Origin of the sequence: Bacillus cereus group sp. MYBK195-1, assembly GCF_051916605.1 — a bacterium.
GTDB classification, from domain to species: Bacteria; Bacillota; Bacilli; order Bacillales; family Bacillaceae_G; genus Bacillus_A; species Bacillus_A cereus.
In genome coordinates this window covers 211,367-228,053 of record NZ_JBQAGZ010000008.1, presented here as the reverse complement: position 1 = coordinate 228,053, position 16,687 = coordinate 211,367, and the positions used below count along the sequence as shown (strand labels likewise).

Sequence of the window (16,687 nt, the reverse complement as noted above, 5' to 3'; positions counted from 1 at the left end):
AATTAAATTCATTATATAACGATTTCTAAATTTTTAGTTAATTACTAGTGAGAATTAAGCAAAATTTAAACAAAAACACCTATGTTAGGCTTTAGTTACAGGTTTTCCCCCATGCCCATCAACTTAAGAGAATAATTGTTCCCCAAAATGAAAAAAATGAACTGAATTTTCATAAACAACTATGGAGAGATACAATTTTCGTTTTGGGGATACTCTAAAATATTAGCTTGATAGCGATGTGGCGTTACCCCTAGAAGATAGCTTTATCTAGATAGGATAATATAAACATGAAAAATTGATAAAGTGGAAACACGTCTGTTTATTTGCAAAATGAATAAAAAGAAAACCCCCTTGCAGATAAATGTAAGGGGGTATTTTTGAGCAGTAATTTCGTATAAATGTGTGCGTAAAAATCTTTCCGTTATCGCTCCCTTTGATAGAATCCATTTTCATATAGATTTTTTACCGAATTTTTTAAAAATTTAATTTTACGGCTTGATAATTCACTTAAAATGATTTATTGTTATGTCAAATGATACATTTATCTATCAAAAATAACTTTATAAAGAGAAAGGAGTGATTGAGAATGTTATACGCCACAGTGATGGAAAGCTTTTAGGTGCAGCAGAAAAGATTAGGAAGAAATGAGTGAGCTTTCACAATAAAGAACTCTATAACTTTATGTAGTGTTTGATACCCTTCGATTAGATTTTTTGAAAAACAAACCAATTTGATAAAAGCGAGGTAAATAATATGACTTTTGAAGAAAAATTACAAGCATATGCAGAACTTACGGTAAAAATTGGTGTCAATATTCAACCAGGACAATACTTATTAGTCAATACATCAGTGGATGCATTGGATTTCGCCCGTATAGTTGTGAAAGAGGCTTATAAGGCTGGGGCAGGGCGTGTTCATGTTAATTTTACGGATGAGGAAATGGAACGTGCTTACTTTGATCATGCCTCAGATGAAGAATTTAATCGCTTTCCAGAGTGGATAGTCAAAATGAATGATGAGCTGATCGAACGTAAAGGAGCACTATTAATGATAGATGCTACAGATCCTGATAAATTTACAGGTATTTCATCTGATCGTCTAGCTACCTATCAAAAGGTAGCAGGAGCTGCTCTGAGAAATAATCGCAACGCCGTAATGAAGGATTCAATAGCTTGGTCGATGGTAGCAGTTCCTTCATCAAAGTGGGCATCGAAGGTGTTCCCGGATTTAGCGGCTGGGGATCAAGTACCAGCATTATGGGAGGCTATTTTTAAAGCTGTTCGTATTGGTGAAGGTAATGCTATTGAAAAATGGCGTGAACATGTAGAGAATTTAGAATCTCGTGCGGTCTTAATGAACAATAAAAAATATATAGAGCTTCACTATAAAGCGCCAGGTACTGATTTAACAATTGCATTAGCACCACAGCATAAATGGATTACTGGAGGTGGTAAAACGCCAAATGATACTATCTTTATGGCTAATATGCCGACAGAAGAGGTTTATACGTTACCGATGAAACAAGGTGTAAATGGCTATGTAAGCAATACAAAACCATTAGTTTATCAAGGGAATATTATCGATGGCTTTAAACTGACATTTGAAGAAGGAAAAATTGTTAAAGCTGAAGCACAGATAGGAAATGATTTATTACAGGAGCTTATTAATGTGGATGAAGGCTCTTGCTATTTAGGTGAGATAGCACTTGTACCACATGAATCACCAATTTCAGCATCGGGAATTTTATATTTTAATACATTGTTTGATGAAAATGCATCGAACCATTTAGCAATTGGTAAAGCTTATCCAACTTGCTTAGAGGGTGGAAGAGATTTAGAAAACGATCAGCTTGAAACGTTAGGTGCAAATATTTCAGTAACACATGAGGACTTTATGATTGGCAGCAGTGAGATGAACATCGACGGTATTCTACCCGATGGAACTGTAGAGCCAATTTTTCGTAAAGGTAGTTGGGCATTTTAAGTTTTTAATTTAAAGAAAGGAGTAGAGTGGATGAAACGATTACTAAGCATAATCGGTGCAAATATATAGGTGTTTCATCTGCTTTTGCTCAAACTGAAAACGACCTCTTTAATTAGAAGTAAAATACATTCAAAGGAGATAGGCCAATGAATTTCTGGGAAGTTGTTTTGATAGTTGTAAATTTTAGTCTATTGATTTGGGTACTGTTAGTAGGCAAGGAAACGAAAAAATGGTCTAAATTAGCTACTTTGGTTGCCGTTGTAATGGTTACAGTGCAGCTATTAGCAGAAGGTTTTAGATGGCAGATGATTCCGGCATATGTATCCCCAGTTATCTTAATTTTATGCTATTTATTAGCTGGGCGGAAAAAGGGCTTTAGAAGCTGGGGTATATTCATGGTTAAGACTTCGTTGCTATGTATCTATTTGTCTGTAGCAGTTGCGCTACCTTTACTTATGCCAGTATTTTTATTTGAAGAACCAACTGGCCCGCATAGGATCGGTACGAAGGTATATCATTGGGTTGATCATCAGAGAAATGAACCATATTCGAAAAATCCAACCGATCGGCGCGAACTGATGGTGCAAATTTGGTATCCTGCAGCTGAAAAAAGCAAGGGGAATCCAGAACCTTATATTCGTAACATAAATGAGCTCTCCAAGGGATTGGAAAAAACATTGTCCATTCCTGCATTTGCATTCAGCCACATGGAATTGGTAAAATCTCATTCGTTTATGGACTTACAACTCTCAGACTCAGAGAATCACTATCCCATATTACTTTTCTCTCATGGTTTTAATGGTTTTCGTAATCAAAACACGTTTCAAGTTGAGGAGTTGGCTAGTCAAGGATATATTGTTCTAAGTATCGATCATACCTTTGATGCGGCAGCTACCGTCTTTCCAGATGGTCGAACTGCTTACGTACAGCCCATCAATTTAACTGATGAAGGGGATAGCCACATAAAATTATGGGAGGAAGATGTCAGCTTTGTCCTTAATCAGATAGAGAAATTTAACCAAAACGATGAGACCGGCTTCTTTACAGGAAGACTGGATACATCGCGAATTGGAATGTTTGGTCACTCTTACGGTGGAGCTACCGCAGCACAAATACTTGCAAAAGATTCTCGGGTCAAAGCAGCTATCAATATGGATGGTACATTGTATGGAGAAATTTTTCCTGAAAGTGGAATTGGAAAACCGTTTCTGCTCATGAGTGCAGAAGAGCCTGATGAAGCAGATCCCTATGATGTGAGAGAGCGATACGGACGTGGGTTAGCTGGCGGTGGTATGTCAATGCTCATTCCTCATACGGATCATACAAGCTTCACTGATTTACATTTGTTCTCCCCTGTGTTACAGAGCCCAGGTGAAAATCCAAAGGAAGTTCATCGTATTATCAACGAATTCAGTCTGGCGTTTTTTGACCAGTATGTAAAACAGAAGGATGACGGCTCCACTCTTAAAAGGCTGATGACCAAATACCCGGAAGTGAATTTTAAAGTAAACCGATAACTTTATGCAGAAATTAACTCGTACCATTTCCTTTGGCTTTTGTATTTATTACATTAAAGAATTTAATTTTTTCATCGTTATCTAAATAATGAAATGCTAAAAATGAAACATTCAAAGTACTATCAGTTTCAGTAATATAATTTTTTCGAAAAATTACATTCAGCAGCTGGACACTATGTTTGAGATTATTTATTATAATATCAAATGATACATATACCTATCAAAAAATGACGAATTTATACAGAAAAAGGGAGAGATTGACGATGAAGAAAGACTTGTCAGCGTTCAAGGAAGCGAGATTTAATGCAATTCTTGATTCTGCTACTATATTGCTTGTTGAAAATCCTACTGCTTCGATGAATGAAATTGCGGAATATGCGGGAATTGGAATTGCTACACTCCATCGCTACGTCGAAAGCAGGGAGAAATTGATGCTGTTCTTGGGCCATCGGGCTATACAACTGGTAAGTGATACCGTAAACCAGATTCCACTGGATGAGGAAAGAAGCGAAAACTATATTCCGGAGCTCATTGAAGCGTTAATCCCTTTAGGTGACAAAATCTATTTTCTAGGTCATGATGCATCTGTATTTAACAACAAAGAATTAGGTGAAGCCGAAGAGAAGCTGAGGGAACCTTTACGACGTGTTATTGAGTTGTTACAACAAAGAGGTTACTTTCAGCAAACGGTTAGCAGCGAATGGATTTTGAATACGCTTTATGCCCTGCTTTTCCATACTTGGGAACAGGTACATGAAGGAAATGTGGCTAAAAAGTCTGCTGCAGAGCTTGTTTTAAATACATTTTATTATGGTTTCAAAGCTAATGATGAGTTGAGAGGGAAGTGAACTGATTCAAATCCATGATAATTAATATCAATAATATAGAAAGCGAAAAGGAGGACTGGGAAATGAATCAAATCTCTATTGTAAAGGCTGTTCATCAATCCATGGTCGGCGCCCAGTTAAATGTAATGGCATTGGAATACATGGCGTTTCCACTTGCAGGATCTGAGGAGAAGAACACAGTCGAAGGGACATTTTGTACGCTATGGCGGCAGGGAAACAACCGTTTTAGTCATCAATACGCTTATGAAGCTCAAATGGACGGGAAAACTTTAGGGATGATTACTTGCTATGCCATACCTGTTTTAAATCGTCTTGCCTGGTCCACTTTTAAACAGCTGCTTTCATTGCGAAAGCTGGGTTTTGTTATTTATAACATTCTGAATATCAAAATGCTTTATTCCATGTTTACCTTGAAGGAGGGAGAAGATGATGAGTTTCACATCGGAACAATTGCCTTATTGCCCGAAAGTCGAGGACTAGGGATAGGTACTAGACTACTTGAGTTTGCCGAGGAACAAGCTTCCCTGCAAGGCTTTGCCAAATGCTCTCTGACGGTAAAGAAAGAGAACCAACTTGCCATTAAATTGTATCAGAGGATAGGCTACCAGATTACAGGTGAAATCAATAAACCAAAGTTATCGTTGTACAGAATGGTCAAAAACGTAGAACCTTACAACCGTTTATAAAAAAGTTGTACCGTATTAGGGTACCGCCACATCGCTATCAAGCTAACAAAACAAAATACCACCTAAAATAAAAAAACACGCTATTCTTTCTGTAGAATCATAGGAAGGGATAGCGTTTTGTATGTCTTTTTCTGTACTTAATGAATTACAACGTAAATGAAAATAATATGATTTTAGTATTTCATTTTATCAATAGGCTATAGTATACAATTATAATTCCAGTATTTACAAATTAACTACTCTTGTTATAAAATTAGACTGAACGGTCGGTTTATAATTTGTATGGAATAAGTAAGGAATAGGTAAGGAATAAAAGATTTTCATTGTGTAGGATAAAAATATAAGGAGGTGTGAAAGGAGGAACAGGCATGAACTATATATGAAAAATAAACCAGTAACAAGAGTGTTTTAAGGAAGAGAAGTAATTTCTAGGGTTAACATACATGTGGAAAAAGAGGGATTTACCGTTTGATAGGACACAATAGCGTTTGTAAAAACAATAATTAGGAAGATAATTACAAATTCAATATTGACCCTTTGTCATTAGTAGAAATGATAGCTATGTGGTTAGTATGAAATAGCTATCAACCACCTATACAATATGAATAGAGAAGAGGAATGCCTTATGAAAACACGTAGTCAAATTACATGTGCAAGTTTGGCCCTTTTAATAGCTGGAAGTTCCCTGTTATACACAACACCAACCTCAATTGTAAAAGCAGAACCCACTCAAAATGTATCTAGTTCGTTACAAACAAGTATTCAACGAGATCGTACTTCCGTCAAGCAAGCAATGCGAGATACATTACAACTTGGATACCCTGGGATACTTGCTAAAACTTCTGAGAGTGGAAAAACGTGGAGTTATGCCGCGGGGATAGCAGATCTGAGAACTAAGAAACCAATGAAAACGGATTTTCGCTTTCGCATTGGTAGCGTGACGAAGACGTTCACCGCAACGGTTGTACTTCAATTAGCTGGAGAGAACCGCTTGAACCTAGACGAATCCATCGAAAAATGGTTGCCTGGTGTTATTCAAGGAAACGGATATGATGGTAACCAGATTACTATCCGACAGATATTGAATCATACGAGTGGTATTGCTGATTACTTAAGGTCAAAAGACAATGATATGATGAATACAAAAAAAACATATACGGCTGAAGAATTGGTAAATATTGGGCTTTCCCTACCTCCAGACTTTACCCCAGGAAAGGGCTGGTCTTATTCAAATACAGGATACGTATTACTGGGTATCCTTATTGAAAAAGTAACCGGGAACAGCTATGCGGAAGAGATTGAAAATCGGATTATTGAACCGCTTAAATTGTCGAATACATTCCTACCTGGCAATTCAAGCGTTATTCCAGGCACTAACCATGCCCGTGGATATTTCCAACCAGATGGAGCAAGTGAGTTAAAAGACGTTACTTATTATAACCCAAGTATAGCTAACTCGGCTGGAGATATGATTTCTACTGCTGACGACTTAAACAAATTCTTCTTTTACTTACTCAGTGGCAAATTACTCAAGGAACAGCAATTAAAACAAATGCTTACTACAGTTCCTACAGGAATAGAAGGAATCGATGGATATGGTCTTGGAATCTATGAAACTAAGCTTCCAAACGGTGTCTCGATATGGGGACACACAGGTGGCATTCCAGGGTTTTCTACTCTTGCTGGAGGCACACTTGGAGGCAAGCACACATTGGCTGTCAATTTGAACAGCCTTAAAGATAATAGTCCTGATCCTTTTAAAAATATTTTACTTGCTGAATTTAGCAAGTAGGCAAAAAGGAAAACCGGATAAATTTTGTCATAGTTTTTATAGTTAAGAATAAACCTTTCTGGTTCAAAAAAACCAACTTACTCTAAAAAGTAATTTTTGGGGGTGACCATTTTTCTTAGGGTGATAGCAGTGTGGTGCTACCCCATTCCCATCAAGCTAACCAAATAAATTACTAGGTACGAAATGATCCTATTTTCAAAACTAGTAAGTGCTAAAAAGTAGGCATGCTAAAAAAGCCTATTAAAACGTGATTTTTTCGCTTGGCAGCTTGTCTATGCTTCAATGACGTTTTATACACAATTCCTAGAATATCAAAGACGGTCATCTGCTTATGCCTATGACATTTACGACCGTTCAAGGCGATGCGGAATTTTTAAAAGTTCTTCTGTGCCAACAGCTATCGCTTAAAACAGTAACGGAAAGTAATCTTTAATTATATAAATCGCTTTATATTCACTCAGTTCCTGCTTTTTCTTTTCAAGCAGGAACTGACGCATTTGAAACATTGTAGAAGAACAGAGGAGAATGCTGATGAGTTGTCCATATAAATGGCACTCTAGGCGTTCTCTTTTTATATTTTTGCATCATCAATTTCAAAGAATGACTTCCATGTTTTAAATAAAATTTCAATCTGCCAACGCAGTGAATATAATGAATGTACGTAGTTTGTCGGTACTTCTTCTAGTGACGTATTCGCGATATACACATTCATGCACATTAAACATTTAATTTTATCCTTCATGACAATGCCTTTCTTCTTTTCACGTATCGCTTGATTTTTCAGACGTGCTTGCGTTTGACCCTCAGTTAAACAATGGATAATGACACGTGCTGGCAGTTTATAATATTGTTGTTATCACCTCTACAAACTTGGTATTTCAATGTTTCATAGGTAAAAACCGACTGTTTAAAACGGTATACCTTTTTAAACTGTAGTTCACTTTCTTCATTGGTGTATGGAACTCTTCTTTTCTGATAGGGGGAGGATCTCTACATTGGGAATACGTCAATTTCTTTGGTGCATATAATTTTAAGGAGTTAAATTTGATTAATTTATAATCCTTACGTCCTTTGTATATAAAAGAGCTGACTTATTTTTAACAAGGAGTAGCACCAACAAGGTAAAATCTGGTTGTTTGTTGTCTAAACGTGCTTTGCTTGTTTTTTTGAAATGTTAATGTTGCTCTTTGTAGGGCAAAGGAAAAGATTATTGAATATTAAGAATAGTAGGTACTAACTATATCAATTTACTACATATTACATTTATGTAAAAATTATTATAATTACGTTTTTTAAACTTCCCCCTAATAAAGTTTTGAAAGAGTTGTCTCTGTATTCTCCATGTTGTAAATATGAAAAGAAGAGAGAAAATTAATATTATTATAATGGGATTTTAAAATGAAATTTATAACATTTTAAGAGAAATAATACCTTAATTTCGACGTAATGGAATGAATCTGGAAGGGTGGGTTATGTTCCGAGCTTGTACAAATGAAGAAATTATTTTTTCAACAGGCAATGGCGAATCAATTGCAGAAATAGGTACTTTCCGTGTGAAAGTTAAAGTTGAAAATGCTGCGGGTTTAATTGATACAATGTACACAGCGTCAGTAAAATTAACACGATAAAATAATTGAAAATTGGGAGGAATTTCACATGAAACCATGGAAAAAGAAAATGGGTATGACAATGTTGGCTTCAGCAATCGCATTAGGAGGTGTAGTTACTCTAGAATTAGTTAACCCCGTATCAAAAGCAGCTGCGGCTTCAGGTTACGGAGCTAGCGTAAATACAACAAAAGCAAATCATTATGTTGGTACAGATTCATATATAAATATTAAAATTAAAAATGACAACAAAGCTTATGAAGTTGAGCTTCGTATACAACCACAAATTCAGCGTACAAATGGCACGTGGGAAAATGTGAATAAACCTTTAATTTCTTGGTTTGTACCTGGAGAATATGTAGGAATGAACATTGATATTGGTAGAGTCAATTATGATGGCGTAGGCATTTATGAAAAAGGCAAATATCGTTTGAAAGTTGATACGTACAAAACAATATCTTCAGGTTCTGTATATTTAGGAACGTTTAACACAGACGTATTTTATTTAAAATAATATCAATCATAAAACTCCCTTTTAGGAGTTTTCAGAGTAAGGTAAGAGGTATCGAGGATTTAATAGTAGATTCTTTTTAGGACTTTTTAGGGTAGAAAAGTACTAACCATATAGAAGTATATTTATAGCGGACGCTCCTATGATGGGAGTATCCGTTTTTTTGTTTTATCAAAAAAAGAGTATCGTAATGGGAGCATATCAACATTGATTAAAATGGTTTCTTCTATAGTAAATTTAAGTTTGATTTTTATAAAAAGTATAATCTTTTTTACACTACAGAAACTTTCGGTGTAAATTAATATCTTATCTTCAGGCTTATAGTATGTCAATTTACCCAATTCAATTCGTTTATTTACCAATCTTTTCTTATAACTAAGGAATCGGAAAATTCAGTCTCTATTTTATAAAGTTTTAAATAGAAGGCCCTGTACGATTATCACTAGAATTATAAAAAGGTGTTAAAAAACATAGAGCTTTGTCAAAAAATAGGGATGGAGAGTGATGTTTTTGAAGAAAAAGGTTTTATCTTCAACTTTAGCTTTATCTATGGTTTTAGGGGTATTCGCAACAGTAGATACGTCAAGTATATATGCAGAGGAGATAAAAATTCAATACAGTCAAAAATTTCATACACCATCTTATATTGGTGAAGAGTGGAAAGCACCAGAAGGACTAGATAAAAAAGAGACTGTATTCGAGTATTTAAAGAGTAAGAAAGACATGTTTAAATTAGAAGGAAATATGGAGAAACATTTTGAAATCGTTAGAGAAGAAGAAGACGCAGAAGCAGAAACGACGCATCTAAAGCTTATTGAAAAATATAATGGTGTTCCTGTTTATGGATCTGACCAAACAGTAGCACTTGATAAAAATAATAATGTGAAGACATTTTTTGGACAAGTTATCCCGAATTTAGAAAATAAAAATATTCCATCAGCTGCAAGTATTTCAGAAGATGAGGCTGTAAATATTACGAAAGCTGGTATTGAGAAAGAAATTGGGAAAGTAGATAACTATGATGATATTAAGAAAGATTTATATATCTATGAAAAAGATGGGCAATATTATCTTTCCTATCTTATAAAAGCATCTGTTTCAAAACCAGCACCAGGATACTGGCATTATTTTATTGATGCAACAAATGGAAATGTGATTAATAAATATAATGTGGTCAATCATATTACTGGTTTTGGATATGGTGTTTTAGGAAACAGACAATCATTTGAAATTGTTCAAAATGAAAAAACAGGTGCATTTCATTTATTTGATGGCAAACGTGGAAACGGTGTTTATACGTTTGATTCGAGAGATTTAGATAAACAATTTTATGATTCAACATCACAAGAACTAGGATATACGGGTTATGAAATTGAAAGTAAGTTCAAGTTATTTGAAGATAAAGCAGGTGTTGATGCACATGTAAATGCAGAAAAAGTATACGACTATTATAAGAAAACATTTAATCGTAATTCCTATGATAACAAAGGAGCAAAGTTACGTTCTGTTGTTCACGTAGGGGAAAATTGGAATAACGCTGGGTGGAACGGTGTGTATATGTCGTATGGAGATGGAGATGGAAAAATGTTTATTCCATTTTCGGCAAGCTTAGATGTTGTCGCTCATGAGTTGACACATGCTGTAACAGAGCATACAGCAAATTTAGAGTATCAAGATGAATCAGGTGCATTAAACGAATCGCTTTCGGATATTTTCGGTGTGATGGTAGACCGGGATGATTGGGAGACGGGAGAAGATATTTATACACCGGATATAGCTGGGGATGCGATGCGTTCCTTAAGTGATCCGTCTTCTATTCCAAACCCATTAGATCCAACTGAGGGTTATCCAGATCATTACAGACATTATTACCCTACTCCATATGATAATGGCGGTGTTCATATTAATAGTAGTATCAATAATAAAGCAGCATATTTAGTATCTGAAGGTGGCTGGCATTATGGGGTAGAAGTAAATGGCGTTGGCCGCGAAGCTACAGAAAAAATTTACTATCGTGCTCTTACAAAATATTTAACTGCAAAATCTAATTTTAAAATGATGCGACAAGCTGCAATTCAAGCTGCAGAAGATTTATTTGGTAAAAATTCTAAAGAAGTACAAGCTGTAACAAAAGCTTATGATGCAGTTGGTATAGAATAAGATATAAAAAATACCTGAAATGTAAAATGTACCCTATAGAATAGACACTTGAAAAAAGTCTATCCTATAGGGTATTTCTTGTATAATAAAAGGAAAATCAGGATCGGAGAATGTTAAAAATGACAAAAAAGCTATTTACAGAAAGAGAAATTCAAATTCTATCAAATAACCTATACGTAAAATCTGTAAGTCAGAAAGGTATCACTTATACAGAGGAATTTAAGCATATTTTTATTGAGGAAAATGAAAAAGGAAAGCTACCTCGAAATATTTTTGAAGAATGTGGTTTTGATATAGATATGATTGGAATGAAACGGGTTATGTCATCGGGAAGTAGATGGCGTGCTGCTTATAGAAAAAATGGTGTATTGGGTTTAAGGGATACACGTATTGAAAACACTGGAAGAACTCTTGAGAGAGAGCTTACGTTAGAAGAAAAGTATGCCCGTTTAGAAGCCGAACGAAACTTACTAAAGGCGGAAAACGAATTGCTAAAAAAAATCAAACTTATGGAAGGGAGGATGAGAAGGAAATAACACTACCACCTAGTCAAAAATTCATCTTGATTCGTTCTGTCATCATGAAATACAACTTAAGGAATATGGTCAGTTATTTGTGTAAAGTAGCCGGTGTATCCCGTTCGGGATACTATAATTACTTTTCAATTTCAGCTCAAGAACAACGGAAACAAAAGAGTGATCGAGATGAAATCTTGAAGGAAACCATATTAAAAGCACTTCGATTTAGAAATAGAAAGAAGGGGGCTCGTCAGATAAAGATGACATTGGCGGGTCAGTTTCAAGTTGTCTACAATTTAAAGCGTATCCGTAGAATTATGAAGAAATACGAGATTGTCTGTCCGGTTCGTAAAGCGAATCCTTATAAAAGAATGCTTAAAGCTACAAAAGAACATCGAATAGTACCGAATCAATTAAATCGAGAATGTAAACAAAATACCCCAGGGAAAACACTTCTTACAGATATCACCTATTTAGTTTACGGTAAGAATCAAAGGGCCTATTTATCTACAATTTTAGACGGTTCAACTAATGAAATTTTAGCTTACCATGTTTCAGAACAGATGACATTAGAGCTCGTAACGACAACTCTCCATAAACTAAAAAAGAATCCGCGGATTCGATTGACTGAAGGTGCTTATATTCATTCAGATCAAGGAGCCCACTACACAAGCCCTACCTATCAGAAGCTAGTCAAAAAGCTAAACCTTGGACAATCCATGTCAAGAAGAGGAAACTGTTGGGATAACGCCCCACAAGAATCGTTTTTTGGTCATCTGAAAGATGAAGCTCATATAAAACCTTGCGCGTCCTTTAATGAATTGAAACAAGAGATTAAGAAATATATGACGTACTATAATCACTATAGATATCAATGGAATTTAAAAAAGATGACTCCTGTTGGATACAGAAATCATCTTCTTGATGTTGCCTAACTTTTTTCAAGATGTCCTTTACAAAGGGTACAGATTAATATGGGCTCTCTTTTTTTATTAAAAAAAATGGATGTTAGAAAAATGTAATTAAAGTGTTTTTGCTTTCGCATTGGCGGCGTGACGAAAACGTTCACCGCAAAAGTTTTACTTCAATTAGCTGGAGAGAACCGCTTGAATCTAGATGATTCTATTGAAAAGTGGTCGCCTGGTGTCATTCAAGGAAACGGATATGATGGTAACCAGATTACTATCCGGCAGATATTGAACCATACAAATGGTATTGTTAAATACTCAAGGTCAAAGGACTTTAAGATTAGCTTGATAAATATAGGAAGCCCCCACAATTTTAAAAATAAGCATTAAATTTAGGAATGTATAAAATAAACCAAAACTTATTCTCGCATAGAAATATAAAAGATATTTGTAGAGAAAGTTCTTCCATGTACTAAAAGTAGGAGAAGACTAATAGTATAGAGTAGGAAAAAAGGAGGAGACTTATGAGTCAATATCATATCATTGGAAAAAGTATCACCAGGAAAGAAGCAATGGACAAAGTAACGGGACGAGCAAAGTATATTGACGATGAAAATGAAACAGGAATATTGCATGTAAAGCTTTTAACTAGTGAATATGCACATGCGTATATAGAGAGCGTTGATACAAGTGAGGCTTGGAAAATATCGGGTGTTCGAAATATTGTTACGGGTAGAGACTATCCTTACCTGGTCGGTAGTAGTATAGTGGATCGGCCACCGTTAGCTTTTGAAAAGGTACGATACTTTGGTGAACCAATTGCTATGGTGATTGCAGATAGTGAAGCAGCAGCTCAAAGAGCGGTTTTTTCAATACATGTAACGTGCAAAGAAATTCCTGTTGTTAATTCTCCAATACAGGCATATCAAAATAATGCTCCTCTTGTTCATGAGCGTTTGGGAGAATATAGAATCATAGAAGAAGCAAAACCAGAGCCCAATACAAATATTGCCACACGGACAAAAGTTCGGAAGGGTGATATTAAAAATGGATTTAACCAGAGCGATGTAATTGTAGAAGAATCTTTTTCATTTTCGCAATCTGATCATGCTGCAATGGAAACAAGATGTACAAAAGTCGAGATTAAGCCAAACGGAGTTGTTCTTGTTACTTCAACATCTCAGGCACCATTTGAGATTAGAAAACAGTTGAGTGAAGCATTTGGTATAGATGAAGGCAATATACATGTTAACGTACCTTTAGTAGGCGGAGCATATGGTGGAAAAACGATGGTACAAATTGAGATTTTAGCCTATCTTGCTTCTAAAGCGGTAGGTGGAAGAAGGGTGAAACTTCGTAATAGTAGAGAAGGTGATTTTATTACTTCACCTGTTCATATAGGTTTGCAAGCAAAAGTCAAACTAGGTTGTACAAAAGATGGAAGCTTGCAGGCTGCAGAATTTTTATTTTTATTTGACGGTGGAGCCTATGCAGATCGAGCGGTAATTATTAGCCAAGCTGCGGGGTTAGATTGTACAGGACCTTACTCAATTGAACATGTCTGTTGTGATTCGCTCTGTATGTATACAAACCATCCTTATGCTACAGCATTCCGTGGATTTGGACATTCTGAATATACTTTTGTTGTAGAACGAACTATAGATATTATGGCTAACAAATTAGGTATGTGTCCACTTGAATTTCGATTAAAAAATGCAATCAAACCTGGAGATATGACACCTACACAAGTTCCAGTAACAAGAAGTAATATGGGAAATCCGAAACAATGTTTAGAAAGATTAAAAAAACTTATTAATTGGAATGAAGGACAGTATATACAAATTTCAGATAGAAAAGTGCGCGCAAAGGGTATTGCTTTTGCATGGAAAAACTCTACAACACCACCAGATGCAGGGGCAGGGGCGGTAATAACGTTTAATGAAAATGGTAGTGTAAATATCCATTGTGGTGCAGTGGAGATTGGAACGGGTACAAAAACTGTGCTTGCGCAAATGGTAGCAGAAAAAATGAAATTGAAGATGGAAGATATACATATCAAAATGGAAGTGGATACACAAGTTGCACCAAAGCATTGGAAAACAGCTGCAAGCAGAACTACATATTTAGTAGGAAACGCAGTGCTAGCAGCAACAGAAGATATCATTTCGCAGTTGAAAAAATCTGCCTCTATTTTATTAGGGTATCCGATAGAGAGTTTAGAAATTGCTAATAAACAAGTATATGTCAAAGAATCTCCCAATCTTTCTGTAGAAATAGCTCATATTGCGTTAGGATATGTCTCCTCAAACGGACAAGTAATTAACAAACAGATTATAGGAAGAGGAGCATATACGTTTGAAGGAATCACAGAACCTAATAAGGAAACTGGAAAGGGGAAATCAGGCCCGGAGTGGGGAATTGCAGCACAGGCAGTTGAGGTTGAATTTGACACTCGGGATTATACATATAAATTAATTCGTGCTTTTAGTGTAATAGATGCTGGAAAGGTATTAAATTTTAAAGGAGCTGAGACCCAAATAATGGGCGCAATGAGTATGGGACTTAGCTTTGCAACACGAGAAGCATTTACTTATGACAAAAAAGGGAAAATATTAAACAATCAATTTCGTTCATATAAAGTAACCCACTACGGTCAACAACCTGAGTATAAAGTAGAATTTATAGAAACTCCTCATGACGATTCTCCGTTTGGTTCTCGTGCTCTTGGCGAACATGGCATCCTTGGAATGCCAGCGGCTCTTGCAAATTGCTTATCAGTTGCAGCGCAGGTTTCTTTGCATCAGTTACCTATTACTCCAGAACTAATTTGGCGAACGAAACTGAAAAAGGAGAATCCTTTATTATGATTCCATTTGACTTTGAATATTACCGCCCCCACTCTATAACAGAAGCATTACAACTATATTCTAAGCTTTATCAAGAAGGGAAAACGCCGATATATTACAGCGGTGGAACTGAAATTATTACCCTTGGTAGATTGGGGAATCTTTCTCTCAAATCTGTAATTGATATAAAGGAAATTCCGGAATGTAATGTGCTTGGAAGGTATCAGCATTATGTAGTTCTTGGTTCAGCACTTACTTTAACTCGTGTTTCAGATTCGAATGTGTTTCCACTTTTGAGTAAAACAGCGTCAAGAGTAGCAGACCGTACAGCACGGAACAAAATTACTTTAGGTGGAAACATTGCAGGGGAAATCTGCTATAGAGAGGCAGTGCTTCCGTTTTTATTAGCAGACAGCACTTTGGGAATTGTAGGAATGAAAGGTATACGTTACGTCTCTATCCATTCTCTATTTATAGAAAGACTACAATTAAGTAAGGGAGAATTTCTTTTACAAGTCTTAACTGATATAGAGTATGTTGGACTACCTTTTTATAGTGTGAAAAAGAGAAAACTTGAAAAAATTGATTACCCATTAATTACACTAGCTGCTTTGAAAAAAGGAAATAAAATTCGTATGGCATTTAGTGGATTATGTGCTTTTCCTTTTCGTTCTACTGCTATGGAATTTGCTATTAATAATAATCAGACGTCAGTTGAAGAGAGGATAGAAAATACTGTGTTACGTATTCCAGCACCTGTACTAGATGATATTCGTGGATCTAGAGAATATCGGTTGTTTGTATTAAGAAATATATTACGGGACATGTTAGAGCATTTTGAAGGAGGGATATTTTGATTAAAAAGATTACCCTTTATTTAAATGGAGAAAATCGACAAGGAATAGTGAGAACAGCTGATACCTTGTTAGATACATTGAGAGATCAATTTAATCTAACAGGTGCAAAACGTGGATGTGAAAATGGGGACTGTGGAACTTGTACGGTTTTAGTGGATGGATGGCCGATAAAATCTTGTATCATGCTTGCAGTAGAAGCAACAGAAAAAAGCATAACAACAATTGAAGGTTTACATGAATCTCCTGTTCAACGAGCATTTATAGAACATTGGGCATTTCAGTGTGGGTACTGTACGCCCGGGTTTATTGTAAACTGTCATGCTCTTATAGTAAATTATCCAAAAGTAACAGACAAAATAATTGAAGAGTGGTTAGAATCAAACATTTGCCGATGTACAAGCTATCAAGAAATTAGAGAAGCAGTAAAATCCCTCCTTCAAAGTTAAAGGAAAGG

The 16,687-nt window shown here is 35.7% G+C and carries 12 protein-coding genes and 2 pseudogenes; 13 read left to right on the top strand and 1 reads right to left on the bottom strand.

What is annotated here, in order from left to right:
* Positions 1–753: 753 nt before the first annotated feature.
* The 5 genes from ACTFRY_RS25270 to ACTFRY_RS25250 all read left to right on the top strand — a co-directional run bounded on the left by ACTFRY_RS25270 (position 754) and on the right by ACTFRY_RS25250 (position 6,826).
* A complete protein-coding gene (locus ACTFRY_RS25270; RefSeq protein WP_440032445.1) occupies positions 754–1,983 on the top strand; it encodes an aminopeptidase in 1,230 nt (409 codons plus the stop codon).
* Between the two features lie 146 nt (positions 1,984–2,129).
* A complete protein-coding gene (locus ACTFRY_RS25265; RefSeq protein ID WP_440032444.1) occupies positions 2,130–3,500 on the top strand; it encodes an alpha/beta hydrolase family protein in 1,371 nt (456 codons plus the stop codon).
* 263 nt (positions 3,501–3,763) lie between these two features.
* A complete protein-coding gene (locus ACTFRY_RS25260; protein WP_440032443.1) occupies positions 3,764–4,348 on the top strand; it encodes a TetR/AcrR family transcriptional regulator in 585 nt (194 codons plus the stop codon).
* Between the two features lie 62 nt (positions 4,349–4,410).
* Positions 4,411–5,034 (top strand): GNAT family N-acetyltransferase, encoded by a 624-nt coding sequence (locus tag ACTFRY_RS25255; RefSeq protein ID WP_440032442.1) that lies wholly within the window; start codon positions 4,411–4,413, stop codon positions 5,032–5,034.
* Between the two features lie 625 nt (positions 5,035–5,659).
* Positions 5,660–6,826 carry a serine hydrolase domain-containing protein gene (locus tag ACTFRY_RS25250; RefSeq protein ID WP_440032441.1) on the top strand — a complete coding sequence of 389 codons (1,167 nt, stop codon included), beginning with the start codon at positions 5,660–5,662 and terminating at the stop codon, positions 6,824–6,826.
* 211 nt (positions 6,827–7,037) lie between these two features.
* Here ACTFRY_RS25250 and ACTFRY_RS25245 read toward each other — a convergent pair.
* Positions 7,038–7,676: pseudogene (locus ACTFRY_RS25245) on the bottom strand (transposase); the annotation flags it as partial.
* Positions 7,677–8,298: 622 nt separating this feature from the next.
* Here ACTFRY_RS25245 and ACTFRY_RS25240 point away from each other — a divergent pair.
* The 8 genes and pseudogenes from ACTFRY_RS25240 to ACTFRY_RS25205 all read left to right on the top strand — a co-directional run bounded on the left by ACTFRY_RS25240 (position 8,299) and on the right by ACTFRY_RS25205 (position 16,679).
* The gene (locus tag ACTFRY_RS25240; RefSeq protein ID WP_440032440.1) at positions 8,299–8,454 is read left to right on the top strand and encodes a hypothetical protein; all 156 of its coding nucleotides are present in this window, start codon (positions 8,299–8,301) and stop codon (positions 8,452–8,454) included.
* Positions 8,455–8,482: 28 nt separating this feature from the next.
* Positions 8,483–8,947, top strand: a complete 465-nt coding sequence (locus tag ACTFRY_RS25235) for a DUF5065 domain-containing protein (protein ID WP_440032439.1) — start codon at positions 8,483–8,485, stop codon at positions 8,945–8,947.
* Positions 8,948–9,454: 507 nt separating this feature from the next.
* The gene (locus tag ACTFRY_RS25230; protein ID WP_440032438.1) at positions 9,455–11,104 is read left to right on the top strand and encodes a M4 family metallopeptidase; all 1,650 of its coding nucleotides are present in this window, start codon (positions 9,455–9,457) and stop codon (positions 11,102–11,104) included.
* A 110-nt stretch (positions 11,105–11,214) separates the two neighbouring features.
* Positions 11,215–12,557, top strand: a protein-coding gene (locus tag ACTFRY_RS25225) for an IS3-like element ISBce14 family transposase (protein ID WP_440032437.1) whose coding sequence is annotated in 2 segments (ribosomal slippage) — positions 11,215–11,596 and positions 11,596–12,557 — 1,344 coding nt in all. Because the reading frame shifts where the segments join, the coding sequence is not laid out codon by codon here.
* Positions 12,558–12,665: 108 nt separating this feature from the next.
* Positions 12,666–12,875 (top strand): annotated as a pseudogene (locus ACTFRY_RS25220) (serine hydrolase); the annotation flags it as partial.
* Positions 12,876–13,054: 179 nt separating this feature from the next.
* The gene (locus ACTFRY_RS25215) at positions 13,055–15,397 is read left to right on the top strand and encodes a xanthine dehydrogenase family protein molybdopterin-binding subunit (RefSeq protein WP_440032436.1); all 2,343 of its coding nucleotides are present in this window, start codon (positions 13,055–13,057) and stop codon (positions 15,395–15,397) included.
* Positions 15,394–16,233, top strand: coding sequence for an FAD binding domain-containing protein (locus ACTFRY_RS25210; RefSeq protein WP_440032435.1), 840 nt, complete (start codon positions 15,394–15,396; stop codon positions 16,231–16,233). The genes ACTFRY_RS25215 and ACTFRY_RS25210 overlap by 4 nt, the downstream gene beginning before the upstream one ends.
* A complete protein-coding gene (locus ACTFRY_RS25205) occupies positions 16,230–16,679 on the top strand; it encodes a (2Fe-2S)-binding protein (protein WP_440032434.1) in 450 nt (149 codons plus the stop codon). Before ACTFRY_RS25210 ends, ACTFRY_RS25205 begins: the two co-directional genes overlap by 4 nt.
* Positions 16,680–16,687 lie beyond the last annotated feature (8 nt).

Coding starts and splice junctions, on each gene's coding strand:
- ACTFRY_RS25210 (WP_440032435.1), top strand. CDS start 15,394: ATGATTCCATTTGACTTTGAATATTACCGCCCCCACTCTATAACAGAA.
- ACTFRY_RS25215 (WP_440032436.1), top strand. CDS start 13,055: ATGAGTCAATATCATATCATTGGAAAAAGTATCACCAGGAAAGAAGCA.
- ACTFRY_RS25235 (WP_440032439.1), top strand. CDS start 8,483: ATGAAACCATGGAAAAAGAAAATGGGTATGACAATGTTGGCTTCAGCA.
- ACTFRY_RS25255 (WP_440032442.1), top strand. CDS start 4,411: ATGAATCAAATCTCTATTGTAAAGGCTGTTCATCAATCCATGGTCGGC.
- ACTFRY_RS25260 (WP_440032443.1), top strand. CDS start 3,764: ATGAAGAAAGACTTGTCAGCGTTCAAGGAAGCGAGATTTAATGCAATT.
- ACTFRY_RS25240 (WP_440032440.1), top strand. CDS start 8,299: ATGTTCCGAGCTTGTACAAATGAAGAAATTATTTTTTCAACAGGCAAT.
- ACTFRY_RS25270 (WP_440032445.1), top strand. CDS start 754: ATGACTTTTGAAGAAAAATTACAAGCATATGCAGAACTTACGGTAAAA.
- ACTFRY_RS25265 (WP_440032444.1), top strand. CDS start 2,130: ATGAATTTCTGGGAAGTTGTTTTGATAGTTGTAAATTTTAGTCTATTG.
- ACTFRY_RS25250 (WP_440032441.1), top strand. CDS start 5,660: ATGAAAACACGTAGTCAAATTACATGTGCAAGTTTGGCCCTTTTAATA.